Below are 20,888 nucleotides of genomic sequence, written 5' to 3' on the forward strand. Positions count from 1 at the left end.
GGGCCTGGTGCGTGCGATCGCAAGGCGGAGGAGGGAGGCGACGCGGAGCGTCGTCGACCGACGACAACGCCGCGAGCGTGCGTGCCAGGCCCCGCTCCCTGATCCGGCCTGATCCAAACGACAAGCCCTAGTCCTCCCCCGCGCACGCCTCCTCGAAGAAGTCCAGGTTCTCCTGGAGCGACTTCATCATCCGGTCCCGCTCGGCCTCCTCCACCTGTACGGGCACGACGCCGGTCGCGTCGGTGAGGCGGCGGAACCCGCCCCGGCTCTCCAGGCGCCCGTGCACCCGGATCGGCAGGCCCACCAGATGCGCGTGCCCCGCGATCCGGTACGCCTCCTCGTCCAGCGTCATCCGTACGTGCGAAACCTCGACGCCCGCGAGCACCCGCAGGCGCACCGTGCCCGCGCCGCGCGGCCCGGCACGGCGCATGCGCACGACGGTGCCGGTGACGCGGACGGGGACGGCCGGTTCGGCGTACAGGTAGCGGGCGCCGGCCTCGCGCAGCACGTCGAGGTCGCCGGGTGAGAACTCGACGGGCGCGTCGCCGTCCGTGCACTCCTGCGGCACCCCGGCGGCGGGCGCCCAGGCGACGCCGACGCGCGCGCCCTCGGTGCCGCGCACCAGCGCGACGAGCGCCTCCGTGAGTTCATGGCTGACGCCCGCCTCGATCGCGCTGTCGAACGCGTCCATGCCGCCGGTGGCCCGCCGGTAGTCGATGGCCTCGCGCACCGCGTACAGCGCCTGGTGCAGCCGGACGGCGAGCAGCCGCCCCGTGGCGACGGGCACGAACGCGGTGAGCCGGCGCCCGCCGGACGCCGTCTGCACCAGGACGTTCTCCAGGGCCGCGGCCGCGGGCCGCCGATGCCTGGCCCCGTAGTACCCGGCGCGGCCGCGCGCGGCCAGGGCGCCCGCGAGCAGCATCTGCCGCGCCGCGCCCCGAAGTTGCTCCTCGGCGGGCCAGGGCGAGGCTCCCGCGGGCCCGGCCGGGACGTCGCGCGTCCAGCGGATCTCGTCGCTCGGCACGGCGAGCGAGACCAGCACCTCGCGCGCGGACGGCGTCCCGCTGCGTTCGAGGGCGACGAGCGCCTCACCGAGCAGTTCCTCGCAGTCCGGGAAGGCCCGGCTCTCCGGCACCAGCAGGCTGGTGCGGGCCCCGGCCCCCGGCAGCGTCCAGCGCGTGTACCGCCCGGCGGCGCCGCCGCGCCGCTGCCAGCCGTGCCGGTCGAGCAGGGCACCGAGCACCGCGGGGTCGACCTGCCCCGGCTCGGGCCCGACGAGGTCGACGGGGTGGCCGCGCCCCGCGCCCAGCGGACGCAGGGATTCATCGATCGGGCGGTGCTGCATCACACAACTCCCTTCGGCCCAGGCCGAGTTGAACCGTCAGGGCCGTCCACCCGCGCCGACCCTCGCCATGATCTCGCAGAGCGCGCGGTCGTCGAAGATCCGCGTCGTCGGGACGCGCACGGTGGTCCTGCGCCGCCCGGTGACCGGGTGTCCGGCGAGGTTGATCCAGTAGCAGCAGTGCCGCAGGTCGAGCCGGTCGTGGGCGGCGCGCAGCCAGTCGTCCTGGGAGCGCGGCACGAGCATCACGACGAGGATCTTGTGCACCGAGACCGGCGTGCGGGCCAGCTTCTCCAGGTGCGGGTTGTCGAGCGTGAACGCGAAGGACGGCCCCGGCGGGTCCGGCGCGACCTGGTACGTCGCCTTGAGCTGCACCTTGATGGTGACTTCGTCGTCGATGGCGTGGCCCGGTGAGCTGTGGCTGACGTGCCAGTCGATGCCGTTGTCCGGAAAGGGCTGGGAGAGCGAGCATCCCGCGGCGGCGGCCACGGCGTGCAGATAGCCCACCTGCAGGGTCTCCATGCAGGCGGTGGTGGCGAGAGTGCCGCGCGGCGGTGCGATCCGCTCGGGCAGCAGCCCGCCTGATTCGGGCCGCGCGAGCGCCATGGTCCAACTGGCCTTCCGGGAAAGCGGGTTCGCGCCGATGGCACCCCGCTGAACTGCCGTGACTCGTACCTGTGTTGTCACCGCTCGGCGTACGACGCAAACAGCGCGGGTATCACCGCTTGGGGCAGGGACAACACGTCGACGGGACGTCATCTGCCGCGCGGGAAGCAGGAGTTGAGAGATCATGACGTGCTGGTACGAAGGGCCGCTGGCCGCCTTCGACACCGAGACGACCGGCGTGGATGTGGAGAACGATCGCATCGTGTCCGCCGCGGTCGTGGTGCAGGACGCGGCGGGAACACGACCGCGGGTGACGCGCTGGCTGGTGAACCCGGGGGTGCCGGTGCCCGCCGGTGCCACCGAGGTGCACGGCCTGACCGACGAGCATCTGCAGCTGAACGGGCGCTGGCCCGCTCCGGTGATGGAGGAGGTCGGCCGCGCGCTCGCCGAACAGGCCGCGGCGGGACGGCCACTGGTCGTGATGAACGCCCCGTTCGATCTGACGCTGCTTGACCGCGAGTTGAAGCGGCACCGGGCCTCGGCGCTCTCCCACTACTTGGAGACCGCTTCCCTGTGCGTGATCGACCCGCGCGTCCTGGACAAGCACCTGGACCGCTACCGCAAGGGCCGCCGCACGCTGACCGATCTGTGCGAGCACTACGAGGTGGAGCTGGCCGGGGCGCACGACGCGGGCGCGGACGCGCAGGCGTCCCTCGATCTGGTGCGGGCGGTGGGCCGCCGGTTCGCGTCCCGCCTGGAGCGCCTCTCCCCCGCCGAGCTGCACACCTTGCAGGCGGTCTGGCACGCGGCGCAGGCGCGCGGCCTGCAGGCCTGGTTCGCCCGCAGCGGCAACCCGGAGTTCGTGGACCCGGCGTGGCCGCTGCGCCCGGAACTTCCGGCGGCGGCCTGATCGTTCCCCCGTCGGGGCCCCTGAGGCAGAAACGAAAAACCGGCCCGCCTGTGCGACGGACCGGTCATTCTCCGGGTGGGCGATACTGGGTTCGAACCAGTGACCTCTTCGGTGTGAACGAAGCGCTCTCCCACTGAGCTAATCGCCCGGGAACGCGTTGAACAATACAGGTCGCGGCGCCCTGTGTTCAAACCGGTCGCGTCATGCAGGTCGCAGATGGGCGGCAAGACCCCGCCGTCCGCCCCGCATCATCCATGCGTGGTTCGCGAGGAACACCGGCCGGCCCGCCACCGCGAACCGGCGCATCAGCGGCTTGGCCACCTCGACCTCCTGGTCGTAGGCGGCGCGGGTGCCGCCGCCCGGCAGCGGCGTCAGTGTCCAGCGCGCCCAGCCCTCCAGGTCACCGGTCATCGCGATCTCCAGGATTCCGGCGGCCGGATCCCGACGCGTCTCGCGCGCGGTGACGTGCAGCTCGTACGGGAGGAAGGACCGGAAGACGGCGTCGCCACTGGTCGCGCTGCCGTTCAGCGGCGTCACCGAGCGGACCTGGGGCCACCACCGCGGATACTCCTCGGCCCGCTCGAGCACCGCGTACACGGCGCCCGGCGGGGCGGGCAGTTCCCACACGCTGCGAAAGCGGTAACGGTTCCAGTCCATGCTCCGAGTCTGCCGGGATCAGGGCATCTTGTCCCCGACCAGCGCGAGGTTCTCGATGGCGGCCAGCCCGTACAGGGCCGTGTCGTTGGTGTAGACCCAGTTTGCCTCGGTGCCGGCGACGAGCGTCACCGGTCCGTCCACCTTCTCCGTCCTCCACGGCGAGGACTCGGTGTAGCCGTCGCTCTTGAAGAACTTCTCCCAGGCCCGCTTGGCCAGCTTGTCGTCGCCGGTGCGCACGGCGGCGTAGGCGTCGAGCCGGGAGTGTCCCTGGAAGAGGATGAGCGAGCCGAAGTCCGAGCCGTAGCGCTCCTTCTGTTCCGCCTTGGTGGCGTTGAAGTAACGGCAGTAGTCGTAGTACGCCTCCTCGAACTTCGGCATGTCGACCTGGTCGATCAGCTCGGCGCACAGCTCGTTGAGGCCGAAGACCGCCGACAGGTGGGAGACGCCGACGACCGGTTTGTCGGCGATGGCGAACTTGCCGGTGTCGAGGTCGTAGAGCCCGCTGCCCTGCACGAACCCGTTGGGCTGCGCGGCGATCGTCTCCATGGTCGACAGGACGCGGGCCTTCGCCTTCTCCCACTTCGGCCCGCGCCGCTCCCACTCGGTGAGCCAGGCCGAGACGAGGCCGCTCCAGTCGGTGCCGAAGCCGATGGACAGGGCGTGCGGGTCGGGCTTGTAGTCGGGATCGGGACGGACCTTGCGCTGCGGGTCGAGCACGAGGAACGTCTCGTCGGAGTCGACGTTGGCGTGCATGAGGTCGCCGACGCGCTCGTCGCCGGTGAGGAAGTAGTAGTAGCGGCGGTACGTGGTGTTGGCGATGCGCTGCTGCTTCGCGGAGTCGGCGTAGTGCTGGACGCCGTGCCGGGTGCCGAGTCCGGCCCATTTGCCGAGGTGGTAGACGTCTACCTCGCCGGTGTGCCGGGTCATGGCCTCGGCGAAGCGGAAGATGTCGGCGCGGCCGGAGCGCAGGTACGCGAACCAGAGCCAGAGGTCGGGCGACAGCTCCGAGTTGTCCCAGGCGTAGCCGCCCACGTCGTATCGCCACTGGTGGCGCGCCGGATCGTAGGAGTGCATCACATCGCCGTAGTCCCAGAAGCCGTACCAACGACGCATCTCCACCTGGTCCTTGTAGTAGGTGAAGAGGAAGTCGAGGTGGTCCTCGATCTTCGCCTTGGCGGGGGTGGAGCGGTCGGGCTCGGAGTAGAGGCCGGGGCCGAAGACCTTCGCCCTGATGAGCTGCTTCGGCGGCGCGGCGAGCTGCGGGGCCACGCGCACGGCGTCGACCTGCCGGGCGAACGCCTCGGGCTTCGGGGTGGACTCGTTCGCCCAGAACATCAGCTCGCTGGTGCGGGCGATGCCGTACGGGGTGCCGAACTCGGGCTCGTAGTCCTCGTACGTGATGTTGAGGCCCTCGAGCTGCTCCGCGTACGTGTCCTGGCCCATGCCGTCGTGGTAGAAGCGCAGGTCCATGGGCTGGGCCTCGGGCGACCAGAGCCAGAGGGTGACCTCGGCCTCGTCGGTCTGGGCGCCGCGGATGTCGAGGCCGGCCGGGTGCTTCTCCCAGAAGTCGCGCAGGCCGAAGGAGAGTCCGCCGCTCGCCCCGCCGACGTAGCCGAATCCGCTGGCGCGACGGCCACCGCCGGCGCCGATCCAGCCGTGTCCCTTCTTGGTGCGCTTCTTGAGGGTGAAGCCGTCCGCGGAGAGCTGGGAGAGGGAGTAGTCGCCCCATTCGGGGATGTACTGGAGGCGGGTCGTGACGCGCTGGTCCCAGGTCGCGGGGTCGGGCAGCTTCTCGCCCGCGAACTGGGCGGCCTGCACGGCGGCGCCCGGGTCGCGGCGCAGACCGGTGATGCCCTGGACGGCCTCGCGGAGCATGCCGGTGCCCTCGCCGCCGATGCGGATGTGCCGGTCGTACGCCTTGTCGCGCATCGGCACGGTGAACCGGACGCCGAGCCCGCGGATGAAGTCGCCGGAGGCCTTGCCTGGTTCCTGGGTGCCGTCGTACGTGATGGTGTGCACCATGCGGAAGGACTCGGCGCCCGCGTAGAAGTAGAGGCGGACGGAGAAGGGCAGCCAACTGCGGCTCCCCTTGCGGTGCTTGCCGTCGATGCGGACGACGGCACGGACCGGGCCCTCCTGCTCGACCTTCGTCTGCTCGATGACGGACTCGAACCGCTCGTACTTCGCGGCGCCCTGGTCGCCGTCCTCGATCTCGCCCTGCCGCAGGAGGACGAGCCGGCCGTCCTTGGCGATCTCGGTGGAGCCCCGGGTGACGGACTTGACCAGGCTGGATCCGCTCTTGCCGAGCTTGGCGACGACGACGCCGGTGTCGACAGTGACGGTGCCGCCGCTCGTCGAGACACTCACCTTCTTGTCTGGCGCGGCGGCGCTGCCCGCCTTCAGGGAGAGCTTTCCGTCCCCGGCCCCCGGTCCCACGGCGTGCGCGGTCCACTTCAGCGAGCCGTCGGGCCACTGGGCGAGGGGCCAGGTCTGGACGGGGACCTGCTTGCCGTCCTCGGTGGTGAGGGCGAACTCCTGCCCCTTGTCGTACGCGCCCTTGGGCCAGGGCACGCCGACGGTGGCGCCGGGGGCCGCGCCGAGCCCGCCGTCCTCCAGCCAGCCGAGCGTGACGGGTTCCGCCTGTGCGGGCGCGGCGGCCGGTGCGGCCTGCGCCTTCTTGTCGCCGAGCGCCCAGCTGAACTGGGCTGCGGCGCCGGCGACCGCGGCGGCCTTGAGGAGGGACCTGCGGGGAATGGGGGACATCGTCGTTCCTTTCCGTGCATGCCAAAGGTGCGTACGAGCAGGGGGTACGAGCAGGGCTGTGCGGGTCAGTGGGCGCGGCCGCGTTCCTCCACCGCGACGGCCGCCGCGGCGAGGATGCCGAGCACCGGGACCGCGAGCGGCGGGAGGAATTCGGCGCCGAGGACGACGAGCGCGATGCCGCACACCAGGAGCAGTGATCCGCCGGGTGCCCGTACGGTGCGCCGGGCGGCGGCGCCGAGCAGTGCCCGCCAGGGCAGGCCCGGTTCCCACAGGGCGGCGGCACGCAGCACGGCGACGGCGCCGCCGATGAGCGCGACGATGCCGACGGCGGCGGCGAGCTGCCCGCCAGGCAGCCCGACCCGCGCCATGCCCAGGTCGACGCGGACGGCGAGGAATCCGGCCGCCCCCGCGAGACCGACGAGCCAGCCGTGGCGCACGGCGAGGCGGAAGTCGGCGACGAACTCCCGCCAGCCGCACATCTGTTGGCCGAGGTGTCGGCGCAGGTGCCGGGCCCCGGCCGCGAAGGCGGCCGGGGCGGTGACGACGGGCACGGACGCGAGCGCGATCCACACCCCGGTGAGCAGACACTCGGCGAAGACGGCGAACCCGACGCGGCGCCGCGATTCCGTCACCGGGGCCGGGCCCTTCACTTGAGCCCCGATGTGGCCATGCCGTCGATCAGATACCGCTGGAAGGCCATGAAGAAGGCGATGACCGGGATGAGCGCCGTCATCGCCATGGCGATCTGACCGCCGTAGTCGGAGATGCCCTGCTGGTCGCGGAACATCATCAGGCCGAGCGAGACGGTGTATTTGGAGGGCTCGTTGAGGTAGATCAGCGGGCCCATGAAGTCGTTCCAGGCGTTGATGAACGTGAAAATCGCGCTGGTGATCAGGGCGGGTCTGCACAGCGGCAGCACGATCGACCAGTAGATCCGCAGATGGCCGCAGCCGTCGAGGCGCGCCGCCTCGTCCAGTTCGCGCGGCAGCCCACGCATGAACTGCACCATGAGGAAGACGAAGAAGGCCTCCGTGGCGAGGAACTTGCCCGCGAGCAGCGGCACGTACGTGTTGATGAGCTCCAGCTTCTGGAACATGACGTACTGCGGGATGAGGAGCACGTGGTACGGCAGCAGCAGCGTGCCGATCATCAGTGCGAAGAGCAGGTTCCGGCCCCGGAAGGGGATCTTCGCGAAGGCGTAGGCGGTCAGGGAGCTGGAGATGACGACGCCGACGACGGCCATGCCCGCGTAGAAAAGCGAGTTGGTGAAGAACGTGCCGATGGAGATGCCGGCGATGCCGTCGGCGAGGCCTCTGACGTTGTCCAGGATCGGGTCGGCGGGGAACAGGTCGAGCGAGCCGACGATCTTCTTGCCGGGTTTGAAGGCGGCGCCGATCACCCAGACGACGGGGTAGAGGACGACACAGAGCACGGCGAGGGAGAAGAGGTGCCAGACGACGGAGCCCGTACGCCTGCGGGGGTTCGCGGCGCTCTTCAACTCGGGTGTCAGGGCGGTCACTTGGCGTCCTCCTCGTAGTGCACCCACTTCTTCTGGGACCAGAACAGGACGGCGGTGACGAGCGCGACGGCCAGCAGCAGCATCCAGGCCATGGCGGACGCGAAGCCCATCTGGGACTGCTGGAAGCCCTTTTGGTACAGGTAGCAGGTGTAGACGAGGGTGGAGTCGGCCGGTCCGCAGAACGTGTTGGAGACGACGTACGCGGAGCCGAAGATCTGGAACGAGTGGATCGACTCCAGCAGGACGTTGAAGAAGAGCACCGGGGAAATCATCGGCAGCGTGATGTTCCAGAACCGGCGCAGCGGTCCCGCCCCGTCGACGGCCGCGGCCTCGTACAGCTCGCGCGGCACCTGCTTGAGCCCGGCGAGGAAGATGACCATGGGCGCGCCGAACTGCCAGACGGTGAGCGCGACGAGCGAGTAGAGGATGAGGTCGGGGTCGCCGATCCAGCCGCCGAGATTCAGGCCGAGCGAGCCGAGTCCCTTGTCGACGACGGCGTTGTCGGAGAAGATCGCCCGCCAGACGAAGCCGACGGAGACGCTGGCGCCGATCAGCGACGGCGCGTAGAACGCGGCCCGGTACAGGCCCTGGCCGCGGCGGCTCTGGTTGAGCAGCAGCGCGACGCCGAGCGCGAGCAGCAGTTTCAGCGGGGTGCCGATGACCACGTACTTGAGGGTGACCTGCACGGACTTCTGCCAGCGCGGGTCGTCGAACATGGCGGTGAAGTTGTCGAGGCCGATCCACTTGGGCGCCGCGAACAGGTTGTAGTCCGTGAACGCGTAGTAGATCGAGGCGATCATCGGCCCCGCCGTGAGCAGCAGGAACCCCGCGAGCCACGGCGACAGGAACAGATAGCCGGCGAGGTTGTCGCGCCGCCCCCGTCGCTTTTGTGCGACGGGTCGGACGATGTTCCTCTCGTCGGCCAGGACTGTGGCGTCCTTGACGAGCGACATGGTGCTGTTTCCCCTCGGAAACGTAGGGGCTGTCAGGCCTGGAAGGCGGCCTCGGCCTCACTGAAGAACTGTTTCACCGCTGCCGGCACCTTCTGCTTGGCGTTGGCGACGTCGCCGGCGATGCGCAGGAACGCGGCCTCGACGACATCCGCGCCCGAGGGATGCGGCGTGATCTTCCCGAGCACCCCGGCCTTGTCGACCTCGGTCTCGTACGCGGCGATGCCCTTGTTGGCCTCGGCGACCGCCTTGTCGCTCTCGGCGCCGGGCTTGTACGCGTCGAACTGCTCGTCGGTGGCGAGCACGCCCATGTCGTAGCCCATGACCTTGCCGACCTCGGGGTCGTGGACCATGAAGTCGATGAACCTGGCGGCCTGCGCCTGGGCCTTGCACTTGGTGGAGATCGACAGCATCAGCGAACCGAGGTACTGGCCGGTGCCCTTGCCGTCGGTGGTCGGGATCGGCGCGAGCGCGTAGTCGGAGTCGCCCTCGCCCTCGTAGCGCACCGAGAAGTTGTCCCAGGTGAACTCGGCGCCCGCGAGCCCGGCGGAGAGCCCGGACTTCGGCTTGACCTGCTCGATCTTCTTCGGGTCGGCGACGATCCCGGACTTCACGCGCTTGTAGTAGTCGGACCACCACTGCGTCAGATCGTCCTCGGTGAAGCCGAGTTTGCCGTCCTTGAAGAACGCCTTGCCGTTCTGACGGAGGTACGGGTCGTACAGGTACATGACGCCGGCGTAGCCCGTGTCGCCCGCGATCTTCAGCTTGTCCTGGATGGTCTGGAGCGACTCGAAGTACTCGTCCCAGGTCCAGCCGAACTTCGGCGTCACGCCCGCCTTGTCCCAGGCCTTCTTGTCGATGACGAGCGACATGGTGTTGGCACCGACCGGAACCGCGACCTGCTTGCCGCCGGAGACCTGACCGGCCGTCTCGACGCCGCCGCGGAACTGCTTGAGGCTCAGATTCCCGGCATCCACCTGGGACTTGAGGTCGAGCAGAACTCCGCGCTTGTCGTACTTCGCAAGGAAGGCAACGGAGTTGAGGAATACATCCGGAGGATTTCCACCCGAGGCCTGCGTCTGGAACTTCTCCCAGAATGCCTGGTAATCGGTGAATTCGGGCTTGATTTTGATCTTCGGATTCTTCTTCTCGAAGAGCGCGATCGCCTTCTTGATTTTCACGGCACGCGGTTCGCCTCCCCACCAGGCGAACCGCAGGGTCGCCGGCCCTTCCGCGTCCCCCGCACCTCCTGACCCTCCGTCACCACCACACCCGACCGCCGTGAGGCCGAGCGCGGCGGCCGACGCCCCCGTGACCTTCAGCAGGCCCCGTCGATCAAGATCCCTGTTCATAGGCACAGCCAGCCCCTCCACCTGCGCGTTGAATCGTTTTAGGTAAGCGCTTGCCGAGCAAAAGTAGAGACGGGTGGGGGGTGCGTCAACAGTTCGGACAGAGTTTGGGGTTGAAGCGCTTCGAAAGCCCAGGTCGGACACGAAAAACGCCGAGGGCCCCGGAGACTCGATGTCTCCGGGGCCCTCGGTCCGGGTGGGCGATACTGGGTTCGAACCAGTGACCTCTTCGGTGTGAACGAAGCGCTCTCCCACTGAGCTAATCGCCCGGGCGCAGGAAGAACATTACCCCATGTCAGGGGGTGCCTGGGACCACCCCGCACCCCCCGATCGGCAGCACACCGTCACTGCTTGATGTTCCACGGCATCTCGAGGCCGAACTTCCATACGTAGACCCCGCCGAGCACGGCGATGATCACCACGCCGATCGTGGTCAGGATGATGTTCCGCCGCCGCACCTTGGGGTCCAGGGCGCGCTGCGTCGCCTCCGTGACCTTCCGCTTCGTCCAGCGCAGGACCAGCTGCGCCCAGACGAACTCGGTCGCCCAGATCGCCATGCCGCCGAAGATCACCAGCCAGCCGGGCCCAGGCAGCGGCAGCATGATCACGCCGCCCACGACCACCGCGAGACCCACGATGAAGACGCCGACCTGCCAGCTCAGGTGCAGCGTCCTCCTGGCCTGGATGAACCCCGGCGCCCGCGACCCCAGCGGCTTCCCCTCGGCCGCCTCGGTCGCCCCGCCGTCGACACCGGCCCCGGAGGCAGCATCGGCCCGCTCCGGCGCCTCGGGCTCCTTGGCCCCCTTGTCACTCCCCGTATTCATGCACTCAAACCTACCCGACTCTTTCGCGTCACCGGAATGGGCGTTGTCGCACAGATAAGACTCGGCCGTACGAGCTACCTAAAGACGCTCAAAACACTCAGAGGGGTTTACAACGGCACCGTAGGTGGCATGTCGATTTCGCCGACGTGCGAATCCCCGAGCGCACACTGAGCGAAAGGCCCTGGCGCTTATGAACACCACGGTCAGCTGCGAGCTGCACCTGCGCCTCGTTGTGTCGAGCGAGTCCTCACTGCCCGTTCCCGCAGGTCTGCGGTATGACACGGCCGATCCGTATGCCGTGCACGCCACCTTCCACACCGGAGCCGAGGAGACAGTCGAATGGGTGTTTGCCCGCGACCTCCTCGCCGAAGGCCTTCATCGGCCGACCGGCACCGGAGACGTCCGAGTCTGGCCGTCCCGCAGCCACGGTCAGGGCGTTGTCTGCATCGCCCTGAGCTCCCCCGAGGGCGAGGCTCTGCTCGAGGCCCCGGCGCGGGCCCTGGAGTCGTTCCTCAAGCGAACGGACGCCGCCGTGCCACCCGGCACGGAACACCGCCACTTCGACCTCGACCAGGAGCTGTCGCACATCCTCGCGGAGAACTAGCGCCGCGGAACGATGAGGCCCGCGCCGGCACCCGGTCGGCGTGAGCAGCGCGAGAGCGTGCCGTGCCGTCCACTCGGGGAACGGCACGGCAGCACGGTCGGGACAACCGCATACGGCATACACCGGCGCCGCCGCCGTGGGAGTTTCCACGGTGGCGGCGCAGGTGCGTTCCAGGAGGCCCGCAGGTACTAGGCTCGTGCGGCATCGGCGGGCGGGAGCCCTACCCCAGGCCAGGGAGCGAATCGTGCTGATCACCCACGACACCCGGTGCGCGCTCGACACCGTGGTCGATCTGGTGAACACGACACCGGACGGTGACACGAAGGCGGACGGGCTCGAGAGTCTGGCCGCGCTGACGGATTTCGTACGAAGGAACGATGTCAGCGATGTCGGCGTGATCACCGAAGACGATCTTCACTCGGTCCGTACGGTGCGTGACCGCTTCGCGGCCGTGTTCGCGGCGAGTGACCAGCGGACGGCGGCGGCGGTGATCAACGAACTGGTCGCCGAGGCGGGCACCACGCCCCGCCTCACGGACCACGACGGCTACGACTGGCACATGCACTACTTCGCGCCCGGCGCCTCCGTCGCCGACCACCTGGCGGCCGACTGCGGGATGGCCCTGGCGTTCTTCGTGGTCGCCGGGGAGCAGGAGCGGCTGCGGCGCTGCGAGGCGCCCGACTGCCGGTTCGCGTTCGTCGATCTGTCCCGCAACCGTTCGCGCCGCTACTGCGACAGCCGTACGTGCGGGAACCGGCTGCATGTCGCGGCCTACCGGGCACGCCGCAAGGAAGCCACGGGCTGAAACCGTTCACAGCAGCAGGAGGTCGTGCAGCGCCGCCAGCAGGAGCAGGCTGCCGATCACTCCCAGGAAGATCATCAGCGGGGGTTGGGAGAGCGCGAAGAGACAGCCGCGCTGACTCTCGGGCCGCGTCTCGGTTCGTACAGGTACGGGTGCGGGCGGCGTGGGCTCGCTGCGGAGGGCCTGCCCCTGGTCGGCGTCCAGCTGCTCGGGCAGCTGCGGTGTGTCCAGCATCTCGTCGCGATGATGACGCACTTATCGGGTGACGGGGGCTCAACCCACCACTTTCGAGGGGTAGTTCGCCACAACCCGTGACAGCGGGACGCGGGCATCCGTTGTCGTCAGATGCCGTGCTTCTTGAGGATCGCCTCGATGTCGCTGAAGTCCTCGGTCGGCTCGGCCTTCGACTGCTTCGGCTGTTTCTGCTGCACGGCCGGCGGGGTGCGGCGGCTCTCGCCGAGCGAGGGTGCCGAGGCGCCGGGGGCGACAGCGGCCTTGTCCTCCTTGGCGGGGCGGCCGGAGCGGCGCCGCTCGACGGCCCGCGTTCCCATGAACATCAGCCAGGCAACGCCGAGCACGCCGAAGCCTGCCCAGGCGGTCGGACTGAACGCCGTGTCCACGACCCACTCCACCGCGCCCGTCATCACCAGGCCCAGCGGCACGAGGGCGTAGGCGGCGGTGCGGGCGGCCTTGAGGAACCGCTTGCGGAAGGCGAGAACCCCGGCGATGCCCAGGCCCGCCACGGCAACGGCGGAACACACGGTCTCGGCAATCATCCGGTCCTCCCGAGTTCGGACATCAAAGGGCGATCAGGGGCGCTTCGCCCCTTCCATCCTGCACCGCCCAGGGGTCCCGGGGCCACGCCCAGGACCCTCCGCGGCCACATCTGGGGGACATCTCGGGGTCGCCGCTCCTCCCCAGGTCCAGGTTGGGCCCGGCGGGCGCTCCTGGGAGACTGGCCCCCATGAACGCCCCGAAGCCCATCCTTGACGTGTGGTGCGAGCTGCAGTGCCCCGACTGCCGCTCCGCCCTGGACGACCTCCGCGCGCTGCGCGAGCGCTACGGCGACCGCGTCGAGCTGCGCCTGCGGCACTTCCCGCTCGAGAAGCACAAGCACTCCTTCGCCGGTGCGCAGGCCGCCGAGGAGGCGTTCGCGCAGGGCAAGGGGTGGCCGTACGTGGAGGCCGTGCTCGGACGGGTCGAGGAGTTCGACCGCAAGGGCGAGAAGTTCCTTGTCGAGGTGGCGGGCGAACTCGGCCTGGACGCCGAGGAGTTCGACACCGCGCTGGTCGACGGCCGGCACATCCTGATCGTCGACGCCGACCAGGCCGAGGGCAAGGTCATCGGCGTGACCGGCACGCCCACGTACGAGATCGGCGGGGAGCTCCTGCACGGCGGCAAGAGCCAGGAGGGGCTGCGCGAGCGGATCGAGGAGATCGCGGACCGGCTGCTGGCCGAGCGGGGCTGACCCTCACAGCAGCTGTTTGTAGAGGTAGAGGGTGGTCGGCTCGTAGCCGAGCGAGGTGTACAGGCCGAGCGCGGTCGCGTTGCCCGCGAAGACGTTGAGGCCGATCCGGGTGGCGCCCGCGGCGATCGAGTCGGCCTCGGCGAACGCCATCAGCGCGCGCCCGTGCCCGCGCCCCTGGTGCTCGGCCGCCACCTCGACGTCGAAGACGAAGGCCTCCCCGGGTCGCTGCGCCACCCAGAGCGTGCCGACCCGCTCCCCCTCGTGCTCCAGGACGCCGAGCAGGACGTCCGGGGTGGCGACGCCGTCCGGGAGCAGCGCGGCGTGATCGCGTTCCGCTTTTTGGTGCGCCTCCTCCTCGGTGGCGCCGCGCTCGACCCAGGTGCGCGCGTACGCGGCCTTGGTGTGCGCGAGCCACGGGCCGTACTCGGCCTCCGTCATGCGCCGCCCGACGGTGCCTTCGAGGAGGGCGGGCGGCTGTTCGGGCAGGGCCTTCGCCATGTTCCGGTTGCGTTCCACGTAGCCGAGGGCGCCCGCGAGGCGGAGCATGTTCCGCGCCTCGGCGGGGACCGCCAGCTCGACGCGGCGGCAGTTCCAGGAGCGGGCGACCTCCTCGGCGGCGAGCGCCGCGACGGTGCCGCGGCCGCGCCCCCGGTCCTTATCGTCGACGCTCAGTTCGAGTATCTGGGCGACGGAGGGGCCGAAGACCGGGTGCGTGGCGAGGTGCAGGGTGCCGACGGGGCGGCTGTTCACACACACCGCGTAGTGACGCGAGCGCGAGCCGTCGGGGGTGCGCTGGAGCGGCTCGGTCGGCCGCAGGGTCGTGGTCATCACGGGTGTTGTACCCGTACGCGCCCCCGACGCGACAAGGGATTTACGGGTCCAGCTGGTCTGCTGCCCGCTCGTCCCACACGCGCATCGCCTTCGCGGTGACGGGGCCCGGCGCGTCCGTCAGGTCGCGGTCGTCGACGCGGTGCACGGCCTGGACGTCGCGCAGCGTCGACGTCAGGAAGACCTCGTCGGCCTCCGCGAGGACGGAGAGCGGCAGGTCGGTCTCCTTGGCGCCGGTCCACTCCGCGGCGAGGGCGCGCGTGATGCCGGCGAGCGGGCCCGCCGTCAGCGGCGGGGTGTGGATCTCACCGTCCAGGACGACGAAGACGTTGGAGCCCGTGCCCTCGCACAGCTGCCCCACCGTGTTCGCGAACAGGGCCTCGGACGCGCCGTGTTCGTGGGCGCGCGCCAGGGCGACGACGTTCTCCGCGTACGAGGTGGTCTTCAGGCCCGCGAGGGCGCCGCGCTCGTTGCGGGTCCACGGGACGGTGATCACGGCGGTGCTGTCGGGGCGCCGCTTGGCCTCGCCGAGGGCGACGACGAGCGTCGCGCCGTGCTCGCCGCGGTCGGAGCCGAGCGGGGAGAGGCCGCCGGTGTAGGTGATGCGCAGGCGACCGAGGGCCATCGGGTTGGCCTCGAGGACGGCGGCGCAGGCGCGGCGGACCTCGTCGAGGTCGGGCTCGGGCAGTCCGAGCCCGCGGGCCGAGCGGGCGAGCCGGTCGAGGTGCCGGGTGAGCGCGAACGGCTTGCCTTCGACGGCCTTCACCGTCTCGAAGATGCCGTCGCCCACGGTGAGCCCGTGGTCGAAGACGGAGACGCGCGCCGCCTCGGTGTCCTGCAGCCGGCCGTCGAGCCAGATCTTCACGGGTCCATGCCTCTCACTGTTCGAATGCGTACGTTCCCGACGCTACCGCCAACAGCCGCGCCGCCTTCAGCTCGGTCTCCCGCCACTCCCGCTCCGGGGCGGAGCCCCAGGTGATCCCGGCCCCGGTGCCGAAGCGCAGGACGTCGCCGCCGGCGCCCCGGTCGATCCAGAAGGTGCGGATCCCGACGGCCAGTTCCCCGCTCCCCCGGTCCGCGTCCACCCAGCCGATGCCGCCGCAGTAGGGGCCGCGCGGCGCCGTCTCAAGCTCGCCGATGATCCGCAGGGCGCTGGACTTCGGGGCGCCGGTGACGGAGCCGGGCGGGAACACCGCGTCGAGCAGCTCGGGCCAGCCGGCCGCCTCGGGCAGGTCGCCGCGCACGGTGGAGACGAGGTGGACGAGGCCCGGGTGCTTCTCGACCACGCACAGTTCGGGGACGGTCACGCTGCCGGTGGCGCAGACGACGCCCAGATCGTTGCGGACCAGGTCGACGATCATCACGTTCTCGGCGTGGTCCTTGTCGAGAAGGTCCGCCTCGGTGCGCCCGGTCCCCTTGATCGGCCCGGTTTCGACGACCTGCCCGTCCCTGCGCAGGAACAGTTCGGGCGAGGCCGTGGCGACCTCCACGCCGTGCTCCGGCAGCCGGATCGTTCCTGCGTACGGCGCCGGGTTCCCGCGCGCGAGGAGAGCGGTGAGGGCGTCCACGTCGGCGTCCGGGGCGACGGGCGCGGAGAGCACCCGGCAGAGATTGGCCTGGTAGACCTCACCGGTCGCGATGTGCGCGCGGATGCGGCGCACGCCGTCCGTGTACGCGGCGTGGTCGAGCGAGGACGTCCAGTCCGTCGGCGCGGGCCCGTGCCAGGCGCCGGGCCGCGGGGCGGGCACCGGTTCCTCGCGCACGTGCCCGAAGCGGGCGCAGACGAGGCGGCCCTCGAAATCGGCGCAGACGGCCCAGAAGCCGCTGGAGTCGAGGGCCGCGGGATCGCTGGTGACGTCGCGCAGATCGGTCGCGACGAGCCCGCCGAAGCGGGCCAGAGCAGGGAGGTCGTGCACGCCTTCGAGTCTATGGCTGATGACGATGGGCCCACCTGAGCAGGACCTTCGCCGGTGGCACCGCAGCACGCTGCGCAAACGCGTTTTGGACCTCCCCCAGGAATCCGCTAGAGTTCAACACGTCGCCGGGACGCGCAAGCGGAACGGAAAGACACGCGAACGTAGCTCAGTTGGTAGAGCGCAACCTTGCCAAGGTTGAGGTCGCCGGTTCGAACCCGGTCGTTCGCTCAGGATGTGGGGGATCTTCCCGAACCCCTACGCTCCTGGTGGAGTGGCCGAGAGGCGAGGCAACGGCCTGCAAAGCCGTCTACACGGGTTCAAATCCCGTCTCCACCTCCAAGCGCGATTAGCTCAGCGGGAGAGCGCTTCCCTGACACGGAAGAGGTCACTGGTTCAATCCCAGTATCGCGCACTGGGGCCTCAGGGCCTCCGTCCCGGACGATTAGCTCAGCGGGAGAGCGCTTCCCTGACACGGAAGAGGTCACTGGTTCAATCCCAGTATCGTCCACTGGTCCGCAAGGATCGTCCCGCGCGATTAGCTCAGCGGGAGAGCGCTTCCCTGACACGGAAGAGGTCACTGGTTCAATCCCAGTATCGCGCACCAGAAAGAAGCCCCCGGTCCTCGTGGCCGGGGGCTTCTTCCGTTCCGGACGGCCCGGGGAGCCGGGCGGCCCTTCGGGAGAAGAGCCGCTCAGCGCCTCAGGAGGAGAACAGCATCCGGCCGAAGCCACGATTGTGGTGACCGTGGTGGCCGTGGTGACCGCCGTGGTGCGGGGCTCCCCAGGCCGGGGCCGCGGGGGCCGGGTAGCCCTGCGGGGCGGGCGGGGGCGGCGGGGCCTGCTGCTGCCACTGCGACTCCAGGCGGGTCAGCGACTCCAGCTCGCCGTAGTCCAGGAATATCCCGCGGCAACCGCTGCACTGCTCGATCTGGACACCATTGCGGTTGTACGTGTGCATCGGTGCGTGACACTTCGGACACTGCATGCTCGGCTCAACTCCTCGCCGTTCGGTGCTGCTTCGCCGGAACACTTCCCGGCTTCCGTCCCCCGCACCCTACTTGGCCGGTTCGTCCTCGAACTGCGTCGGCACCGATGCCATTCGGGCGCAGGCGTCGACGACGGCCTCCTCCACCTCGTCGAGCGCGCGGCCCGCACCGGTGGCCTTCGCGACGGCGAGCGCGGCGGTCTGCACGGTGAGGGCGCGGGCCGGGACGTCCAGGGCGGGCCAGGGGTCGGGAACGCTCAGTTCCTTTGCGCCGCCTGTGCGTTGGTAGGCGCCGAGGAAGCGGGTCCAGTCCTCGGCGGACAGCAGGCCGCAGGCGAACCAGGCGGCGGGGCGGGCCAAGTCCCAGGCTGGGTCGCCGATTCCGAGGTCGTCGACGTCGATCAGCGTCCACGCGGCGGAGTCGGCGGGGTGGCGGACCAGCTGGCCGAGGTGCAGATCGCCGTGGCACAGGGCGCTCGCGTGCCCGTACGGGGCTTCGGCGCGGGACCAGGGCGGCAGGGTGCGCCAGGCGTCGAGGATCGGCGGGGCCGCCGGGTGGTCGGGGGCCGAGGCCCGCAGGCGCGCCACGGCGGCGGCCGCCTTGAGCGGGCCGCGCATGGGGGGAAGCGCGGGCGGGAGTTCGTGCGCCGGCGTGCAGTGCAGGCGGGCGAGAAGGGCGCCCACGGCCTCCCAGGGGGCGAGCTCCGGGTGGTCCGGGTCCACGGGGGCGCCGTGCGGCCAGAACGTGACGAGGCGGTCGTCCAGGGCCGTCGCCGTGGGGCGCAGCGGGCGCAGCAGGACGCGGGCCAGGGAGGGGTGGGTGGCCACGGCGAGGCGGAGGTCCAGCTCGGCCGGGTCGGTGCCGGGGGCGTGCGCCTTGGCGACGGTGTCGCCGTGCCGGACCACGGTGGCGTCGGGGCGGTCGGCGAGGGTCGCGGCGCCGCACACGCAGGCGATTCCCGACGGATGGGCCGCGCCCCGGGCCTCGGCCCTGAGCGCGGGAACGATGAGCGTGGTCACGGCGGCAGCCTACGGTGCTCCGGGCACAAAATAATGCTGCGCGCAGCTCCCCAGCTGCGCGCAGCATTTGTGCCGTCCGCCGCACCCCCGTCCCCACGGGGTTTCATGGCCGGATGTCCCCGCCCGGACCGCTCTTCCGGGCCTGGGAGCGCCGCTCAGCGCCCCAGCATCACGCCCACGGACGACGCCTGTGTGACCACCGCGTCCCAGCCGCCGAACACGACGACGAGAAGGGCCGCGAGAGGGAGAACCATGGCCGCGGCCACCAGCGGATGCCGGCGGTCGGTCGCGGGGCCACCGAAAAGGCCCGCCCTGCGGGCCACTGTGCGGAACGCTGTCGTCCGCGGTGCCGTGTCCGCCATGGTCCTCTCCCGGTCGAAATCTTGAGTTCTTGCGTCTTGTGAGTTCTTGCGAGCTCTTGTGACTTGGCAAGCGGCGGATACCTGACCTCGGGGGACGAGTGCCGTACCCGCCGCTTGACCTCAAATCTATGAGTGGCGGGCGCCCGAGACGTCATGCCCTCGTACCGATTGCCGGGCCTCCCCGAGGATGACCACCTCCGCCCGATGTACTCCCCTGGGTGGAGACGAGGTCCTAGGCCTCGGGGTCTTCCCCGAGGGGGCGGCCGACGCGGGCCTCCCGCTCGGCGGGCTCCTCGCGCGGGACCGGGTGTTCTACCAGCGCCAGGACCCTGGTGGCCATGAAGCGCGCGGTGCGCACCACGGATCCGGATCGGGTGACTTCGCTCACTTCCACCACCCCTCTGCGCACCGCCGTCTCCACCCTCCGGCCCGCCCGGCCCGCCGTCACCTCATACGTACGCGTCGTGTCCCCGGCATCCACGACTATCTCGACCCGGTCACCCTTCATGGGTCCAATCCCCCTCCAAGGCCGCCCTGTTGGCGCGGGGGCGCCGGACAAGCCGCCCCGCTCCCGCGCTCCCTGACCACCCTTCAAGTTTCCCACCGGGCACTGACAATCGAATCGGCCGCGAGGGCGCGGCCTTTGCGCGCCGCCGTGCGCGAAAACGTAAGCTGTGGCTCGTCAGACGGACCGGGCAGCAGCGGGGATGAACATGGCGATGATGCGCCTGAGGCGCGAGGACCCGCGCGTCGTCGGCTCGTTCAGGCTTCACAGACGCCTCGGGGCCGGCGGGATGGGCGTGGTCTACCTCGGGTCCGACCGGCGCGGCCAGCGGGTCGCGCTCAAGGTGATCAGGCCTGATCTGGCGGAGGACCAGGAGTTCCGGTCGCGGTTCGCGCGCGAGGTGTCCGCCGCCCGGCGGATCCGCGGCGGCTGCACCGCCCGGCTCGTCGCCGCCGATCTGGAGGCGGAGCGGCCGTGGTTCGCGACGCAGTACGTGCCGGGTCCCTCGCTGCACGACAAGGTGGCGGAGGAGGGGCCACTGGCCGCCTCGGACGTGGCGGCCGTGGGGGCCGCGCTGTCCGAAGGGCTCGTCGCCGTCCACGAGGCCGGGGTCGTGCACCGCGATCTCAAGCCGTCCAACATCCTGCTGTCCCCGAAGGGGCCGCGGATCATCGACTTCGGCATCGCGTGGGCAACCGGCGCCTCGACGCTGACCCATGTGGGCACCGCGGTCGGCTCCCCCGGGTTCCTCGCGCCCGAGCAGGTGCGCGGCGCCGCCGTGACGCCCGCGACCGATGTGTTCGCCCTGGGGGCCACGCTCGCGTACTCCGCGATGGGTGACTCCCCCTTCGGGCACGGCAGTTCCGAGGTCATGCTCTACCGGGTCGTGCACGAGGAGGCGCAGCTGGCCGGGGTGCCGGACGCGCTCGCGCCGCTGCTGCGCGCGTGCCTGGCGAAGGACCCGGAGGAGCGGCCGAGCACGCTGCAACTGTCGCTGCGGCTCAAGGAGATCGCGGCCCGTGAGGCACAGGGCATCGCGACGGAGCCGCGGCCGCCCGCGCCGCGCACCGCCGAGCAGGACCGGCCGACCGGACGGCTCGCCGACACCTACGAGGGGCAGCGCACCCAGCGGCGTACGCAGCCGGGGACTCCCACCTCGCGGCCCAGCAACGGCAGGAGCAACGGGTCGGCGCCCGCGCGGAACACGAACAGCCGTTCAAGCAACGGCCGGTCCGGGCCGCGCAGCGGTGCGGGGCGCCCGGCGCCGCGTACGAACGGCACGGGCAGCGGCAAGAAGCTGCGGCCCGCGAACCCGCGGTTGCTGCGCCAGCGGCTCACCGTGTTCGTCGTCGTGACGCTGCTCGTGGCGCTGGCCATCGCGGCGGCGCAGGGCTGCCAGGGGCCGACGCGCGGCCTCGGCGACAGCGGGCAGCGGACGACGTCCGCCGCCGGATCGCTGCCACTTCCGGAGCGCTGACC

23 protein-coding genes and 7 tRNA genes are annotated in these 20,888 nt (G+C 70.7%); 10 read left to right on the top strand and 20 right to left on the bottom strand.

Annotation, left to right across the window (positions count from 1 at the left end; genetic code table 11):
* Nucleotides 1-127: 127 nt before the first annotated feature.
* Both ACIA8D_RS11775 and ACIA8D_RS11780 read right to left on the bottom strand, forming a co-directional pair.
* Entirely contained in the window at nt 128-1,345 is a 1,218-nt protein-coding gene (locus tag ACIA8D_RS11775; protein ID WP_399231078.1) for a hypothetical protein, read from the bottom strand.
* A 36-nt stretch (nt 1,346-1,381) separates the two neighbouring features.
* Nucleotides 1,382-1,948 (bottom strand): DUF4365 domain-containing protein, encoded by a 567-nt coding sequence (locus tag ACIA8D_RS11780; RefSeq protein WP_399231079.1) that lies wholly within the window; start codon nt 1,946-1,948, stop codon nt 1,382-1,384.
* Between the two features lie 184 nt (nt 1,949-2,132).
* Between ACIA8D_RS11780 and ACIA8D_RS11785 the strand changes: the two genes are divergently transcribed.
* Nucleotides 2,133-2,858, top strand: coding sequence for a 3'-5' exonuclease (locus ACIA8D_RS11785; protein WP_399231081.1), 726 nt, complete (start codon nt 2,133-2,135; stop codon nt 2,856-2,858).
* A gap of 76 nt (nt 2,859-2,934) precedes the next feature.
* Here ACIA8D_RS11785 and ACIA8D_RS11790 read toward each other — a convergent pair.
* The 9 genes from ACIA8D_RS11790 to ACIA8D_RS11830 all read right to left on the bottom strand — a co-directional run bounded on the left by ACIA8D_RS11790 (nt 2,935) and on the right by ACIA8D_RS11830 (nt 10,920).
* Nucleotides 2,935-3,006 (bottom strand) — tRNA-Val (locus tag ACIA8D_RS11790).
* A gap of 53 nt (nt 3,007-3,059) precedes the next feature.
* Nucleotides 3,060-3,515, bottom strand: coding sequence for an SRPBCC family protein (locus ACIA8D_RS11795; RefSeq protein ID WP_399231082.1), 456 nt, complete (start codon nt 3,513-3,515; stop codon nt 3,060-3,062).
* Between the two features lie 18 nt (nt 3,516-3,533).
* The gene (locus ACIA8D_RS11800) at nt 3,534-6,278 is read right to left on the bottom strand and encodes a Tat pathway signal sequence domain protein (protein ID WP_399231083.1); all 2,745 of its coding nucleotides are present in this window, start codon (nt 6,276-6,278) and stop codon (nt 3,534-3,536) included.
* Between the two features lie 65 nt (nt 6,279-6,343).
* Nucleotides 6,344-6,910 (bottom strand): hypothetical protein, encoded by a 567-nt coding sequence (locus ACIA8D_RS11805; protein ID WP_399231085.1) that lies wholly within the window; start codon nt 6,908-6,910, stop codon nt 6,344-6,346.
* A gap of 14 nt (nt 6,911-6,924) precedes the next feature.
* The gene (locus ACIA8D_RS11810; RefSeq protein WP_399231087.1) at nt 6,925-7,797 is read right to left on the bottom strand and encodes a carbohydrate ABC transporter permease; all 873 of its coding nucleotides are present in this window, start codon (nt 7,795-7,797) and stop codon (nt 6,925-6,927) included.
* Nucleotides 7,794-8,750 carry a carbohydrate ABC transporter permease gene (locus tag ACIA8D_RS11815; protein ID WP_399231090.1) on the bottom strand — a complete coding sequence of 319 codons (957 nt, stop codon included), beginning with the start codon at nt 8,748-8,750 and terminating at the stop codon, nt 7,794-7,796. The genes ACIA8D_RS11810 and ACIA8D_RS11815 overlap by 4 nt, the downstream gene beginning before the upstream one ends.
* Nucleotides 8,751-8,782: 32 nt before the next feature.
* Nucleotides 8,783-9,928 (bottom strand): ABC transporter substrate-binding protein, encoded by a 1,146-nt coding sequence (locus tag ACIA8D_RS11820; protein ID WP_399231092.1) that lies wholly within the window; start codon nt 9,926-9,928, stop codon nt 8,783-8,785.
* 365 nt (nt 9,929-10,293) lie between these two features.
* Nucleotides 10,294-10,365: transfer RNA gene (locus ACIA8D_RS11825), tRNA-Val, on the bottom strand.
* 75 nt (nt 10,366-10,440) lie between these two features.
* Nucleotides 10,441-10,920, bottom strand: coding sequence for a TIGR02611 family protein (locus tag ACIA8D_RS11830; RefSeq protein ID WP_399231094.1), 480 nt, complete (start codon nt 10,918-10,920; stop codon nt 10,441-10,443).
* 190 nt (nt 10,921-11,110) lie between these two features.
* Here ACIA8D_RS11830 and ACIA8D_RS11835 point away from each other — a divergent pair, with 190 nt between their 5' ends.
* Nucleotides 11,111-11,524: an SsgA family sporulation/cell division regulator gene (locus ACIA8D_RS11835; RefSeq protein WP_010351314.1), complete on the top strand. Its 414-nt coding sequence runs from the start codon at nt 11,111-11,113 to the stop codon at nt 11,522-11,524.
* Between the two features lie 244 nt (nt 11,525-11,768).
* Nucleotides 11,769-12,329 (top strand): CGNR zinc finger domain-containing protein, encoded by a 561-nt coding sequence (locus ACIA8D_RS11840; RefSeq protein WP_399231096.1) that lies wholly within the window; start codon nt 11,769-11,771, stop codon nt 12,327-12,329.
* A 6-nt stretch (nt 12,330-12,335) separates the two neighbouring features.
* Here ACIA8D_RS11840 and ACIA8D_RS11845 read toward each other — a convergent pair whose 3' ends face one another.
* Together ACIA8D_RS11845 and ACIA8D_RS11850 are read right to left on the bottom strand one after the other, a co-directional pair.
* Nucleotides 12,336-12,560, bottom strand: coding sequence for a hypothetical protein (locus tag ACIA8D_RS11845; protein ID WP_399231098.1), 225 nt, complete (start codon nt 12,558-12,560; stop codon nt 12,336-12,338).
* A 107-nt stretch (nt 12,561-12,667) separates the two neighbouring features.
* Complete coding sequence (locus ACIA8D_RS11850) at nt 12,668-13,102, bottom strand: hypothetical protein (protein ID WP_399231100.1); 435 nt, start codon at nt 13,100-13,102, stop codon at nt 12,668-12,670.
* A 188-nt stretch (nt 13,103-13,290) separates the two neighbouring features.
* On the opposite strand from ACIA8D_RS11850, the gene ACIA8D_RS11855 reads away from it, so the two are divergent.
* Nucleotides 13,291-13,794, top strand: a complete 504-nt coding sequence (locus ACIA8D_RS11855; protein ID WP_399231102.1) for a DsbA family protein — start codon at nt 13,291-13,293, stop codon at nt 13,792-13,794.
* Nucleotides 13,795-13,797: 3 nt separating this feature from the next.
* Here ACIA8D_RS11855 and ACIA8D_RS11860 read toward each other — a convergent pair whose 3' ends face one another.
* Genes ACIA8D_RS11860 through ACIA8D_RS11870 form a run of 3 tightly spaced genes read right to left on the bottom strand, consistent with a single transcriptional unit; the run spans nt 13,798 to nt 16,538 of the window.
* Nucleotides 13,798-14,622 carry a GNAT family N-acetyltransferase gene (locus tag ACIA8D_RS11860; RefSeq protein WP_399231104.1) on the bottom strand — a complete coding sequence of 275 codons (825 nt, stop codon included), beginning with the start codon at nt 14,620-14,622 and terminating at the stop codon, nt 13,798-13,800.
* Between the two features lie 43 nt (nt 14,623-14,665).
* The gene (locus ACIA8D_RS11865; protein WP_399231106.1) at nt 14,666-15,487 is read right to left on the bottom strand and encodes an aminotransferase class IV; all 822 of its coding nucleotides are present in this window, start codon (nt 15,485-15,487) and stop codon (nt 14,666-14,668) included.
* A gap of 13 nt (nt 15,488-15,500) precedes the next feature.
* Nucleotides 15,501-16,538, bottom strand: coding sequence for a chorismate-binding protein (locus tag ACIA8D_RS11870; RefSeq protein WP_399231108.1), 1,038 nt, complete (start codon nt 16,536-16,538; stop codon nt 15,501-15,503).
* A gap of 155 nt (nt 16,539-16,693) precedes the next feature.
* Between ACIA8D_RS11870 and ACIA8D_RS11875 the strand changes: the two genes are divergently transcribed.
* The 5 genes from ACIA8D_RS11875 to ACIA8D_RS11895 all read left to right on the top strand — a co-directional run bounded on the left by ACIA8D_RS11875 (nt 16,694) and on the right by ACIA8D_RS11895 (nt 17,142).
* Nucleotides 16,694-16,766, top strand: a tRNA-Gly gene (locus ACIA8D_RS11875).
* 37 nt (nt 16,767-16,803) lie between these two features.
* A tRNA-Cys gene (locus tag ACIA8D_RS11880) sits at nt 16,804-16,877 on the top strand.
* Between the two features lies 1 nt (nt 16,878).
* Nucleotides 16,879-16,950, top strand: a tRNA-Val gene (locus ACIA8D_RS11885).
* A 24-nt stretch (nt 16,951-16,974) separates the two neighbouring features.
* A tRNA-Val gene (locus tag ACIA8D_RS11890) sits at nt 16,975-17,046 on the top strand.
* Nucleotides 17,047-17,067: 21 nt separating this feature from the next.
* Nucleotides 17,068-17,142 (top strand) — tRNA-Val (locus ACIA8D_RS11895).
* 95 nt (nt 17,143-17,237) lie between these two features.
* On the opposite strand, the gene ACIA8D_RS11900 is transcribed toward ACIA8D_RS11895, so the two are convergent.
* The 4 genes from ACIA8D_RS11900 to ACIA8D_RS11915 form a co-directional block, all read right to left on the bottom strand.
* Nucleotides 17,238-17,522 (bottom strand): zf-TFIIB domain-containing protein, encoded by a 285-nt coding sequence (locus ACIA8D_RS11900; RefSeq protein ID WP_399231110.1) that lies wholly within the window; start codon nt 17,520-17,522, stop codon nt 17,238-17,240.
* A gap of 69 nt (nt 17,523-17,591) precedes the next feature.
* Entirely contained in the window at nt 17,592-18,542 is a 951-nt protein-coding gene (locus ACIA8D_RS11905) for an aminoglycoside phosphotransferase family protein (protein ID WP_399231112.1), read from the bottom strand.
* A gap of 155 nt (nt 18,543-18,697) precedes the next feature.
* Nucleotides 18,698-18,904, bottom strand: a complete 207-nt coding sequence (locus ACIA8D_RS11910; RefSeq protein WP_385762950.1) for a hypothetical protein — start codon at nt 18,902-18,904, stop codon at nt 18,698-18,700.
* Nucleotides 18,905-19,136: 232 nt separating this feature from the next.
* Nucleotides 19,137-19,412 carry a hypothetical protein gene (locus tag ACIA8D_RS11915; protein WP_385762948.1) on the bottom strand — a complete coding sequence of 92 codons (276 nt, stop codon included), beginning with the start codon at nt 19,410-19,412 and terminating at the stop codon, nt 19,137-19,139.
* Nucleotides 19,413-19,611: 199 nt separating this feature from the next.
* Between ACIA8D_RS11915 and ACIA8D_RS11920 the strand changes: the two genes are divergently transcribed.
* Nucleotides 19,612-20,886, top strand: a complete 1,275-nt coding sequence (locus ACIA8D_RS11920) for a serine/threonine-protein kinase (RefSeq protein WP_399231512.1) — start codon at nt 19,612-19,614, stop codon at nt 20,884-20,886.
* Nucleotides 20,887-20,888 lie beyond the last annotated feature (2 nt).

This window comes from Streptomyces sp. NPDC051684 (genome assembly GCF_044453445.1).
Classification (GTDB): Bacteria; Actinomycetota; Actinomycetes; order Streptomycetales; family Streptomycetaceae; genus Streptomyces.

Bases quoted from the DNA above. Each gene is read 5' to 3' on its own strand.
- ACIA8D_RS11855 (WP_399231102.1), top strand. From the start codon at position 13,291: ATGAACGCCCCGAAGCCCATCCTTGACGTGTGGTGCGAGCTGCAGTGC.
- ACIA8D_RS11815 (WP_399231090.1), bottom strand. From the start codon at position 8,750: ATGTCGCTCGTCAAGGACGCCACAGTCCTGGCCGACGAGAGGAACATC.
- ACIA8D_RS11910 (WP_385762950.1), bottom strand. From the start codon at position 18,904: ATGGCGGACACGGCACCGCGGACGACAGCGTTCCGCACAGTGGCCCGC.
- ACIA8D_RS11780 (WP_399231079.1), bottom strand. From the start codon at position 1,948: ATGGCGCTCGCGCGGCCCGAATCAGGCGGGCTGCTGCCCGAGCGGATC.
- ACIA8D_RS11860 (WP_399231104.1), bottom strand. From the start codon at position 14,622: ATGACCACGACCCTGCGGCCGACCGAGCCGCTCCAGCGCACCCCCGAC.
- ACIA8D_RS11795 (WP_399231082.1), bottom strand. From the start codon at position 3,515: ATGGACTGGAACCGTTACCGCTTTCGCAGCGTGTGGGAACTGCCCGCC.
- ACIA8D_RS11830 (WP_399231094.1), bottom strand. From the start codon at position 10,920: ATGAATACGGGGAGTGACAAGGGGGCCAAGGAGCCCGAGGCGCCGGAG.
- ACIA8D_RS11845 (WP_399231098.1), bottom strand. From the start codon at position 12,560: ATGCTGGACACACCGCAGCTGCCCGAGCAGCTGGACGCCGACCAGGGG.
- ACIA8D_RS11920 (WP_399231512.1), top strand. From the start codon at position 19,612: ATGAACATGGCGATGATGCGCCTGAGGCGCGAGGACCCGCGCGTCGTC.
- ACIA8D_RS11915 (WP_385762948.1), bottom strand. From the start codon at position 19,412: ATGAAGGGTGACCGGGTCGAGATAGTCGTGGATGCCGGGGACACGACG.
- ACIA8D_RS11900 (WP_399231110.1), bottom strand. From the start codon at position 17,522: ATGCAGTGTCCGAAGTGTCACGCACCGATGCACACGTACAACCGCAAT.
- ACIA8D_RS11850 (WP_399231100.1), bottom strand. From the start codon at position 13,102: ATGATTGCCGAGACCGTGTGTTCCGCCGTTGCCGTGGCGGGCCTGGGC.
- ACIA8D_RS11775 (WP_399231078.1), bottom strand. From the start codon at position 1,345: ATGCAGCACCGCCCGATCGATGAATCCCTGCGTCCGCTGGGCGCGGGG.
- ACIA8D_RS11800 (WP_399231083.1), bottom strand. From the start codon at position 6,278: ATGTCCCCCATTCCCCGCAGGTCCCTCCTCAAGGCCGCCGCGGTCGCC.
- ACIA8D_RS11785 (WP_399231081.1), top strand. From the start codon at position 2,133: ATGACGTGCTGGTACGAAGGGCCGCTGGCCGCCTTCGACACCGAGACG.
- ACIA8D_RS11835 (WP_010351314.1), top strand. From the start codon at position 11,111: ATGAACACCACGGTCAGCTGCGAGCTGCACCTGCGCCTCGTTGTGTCG.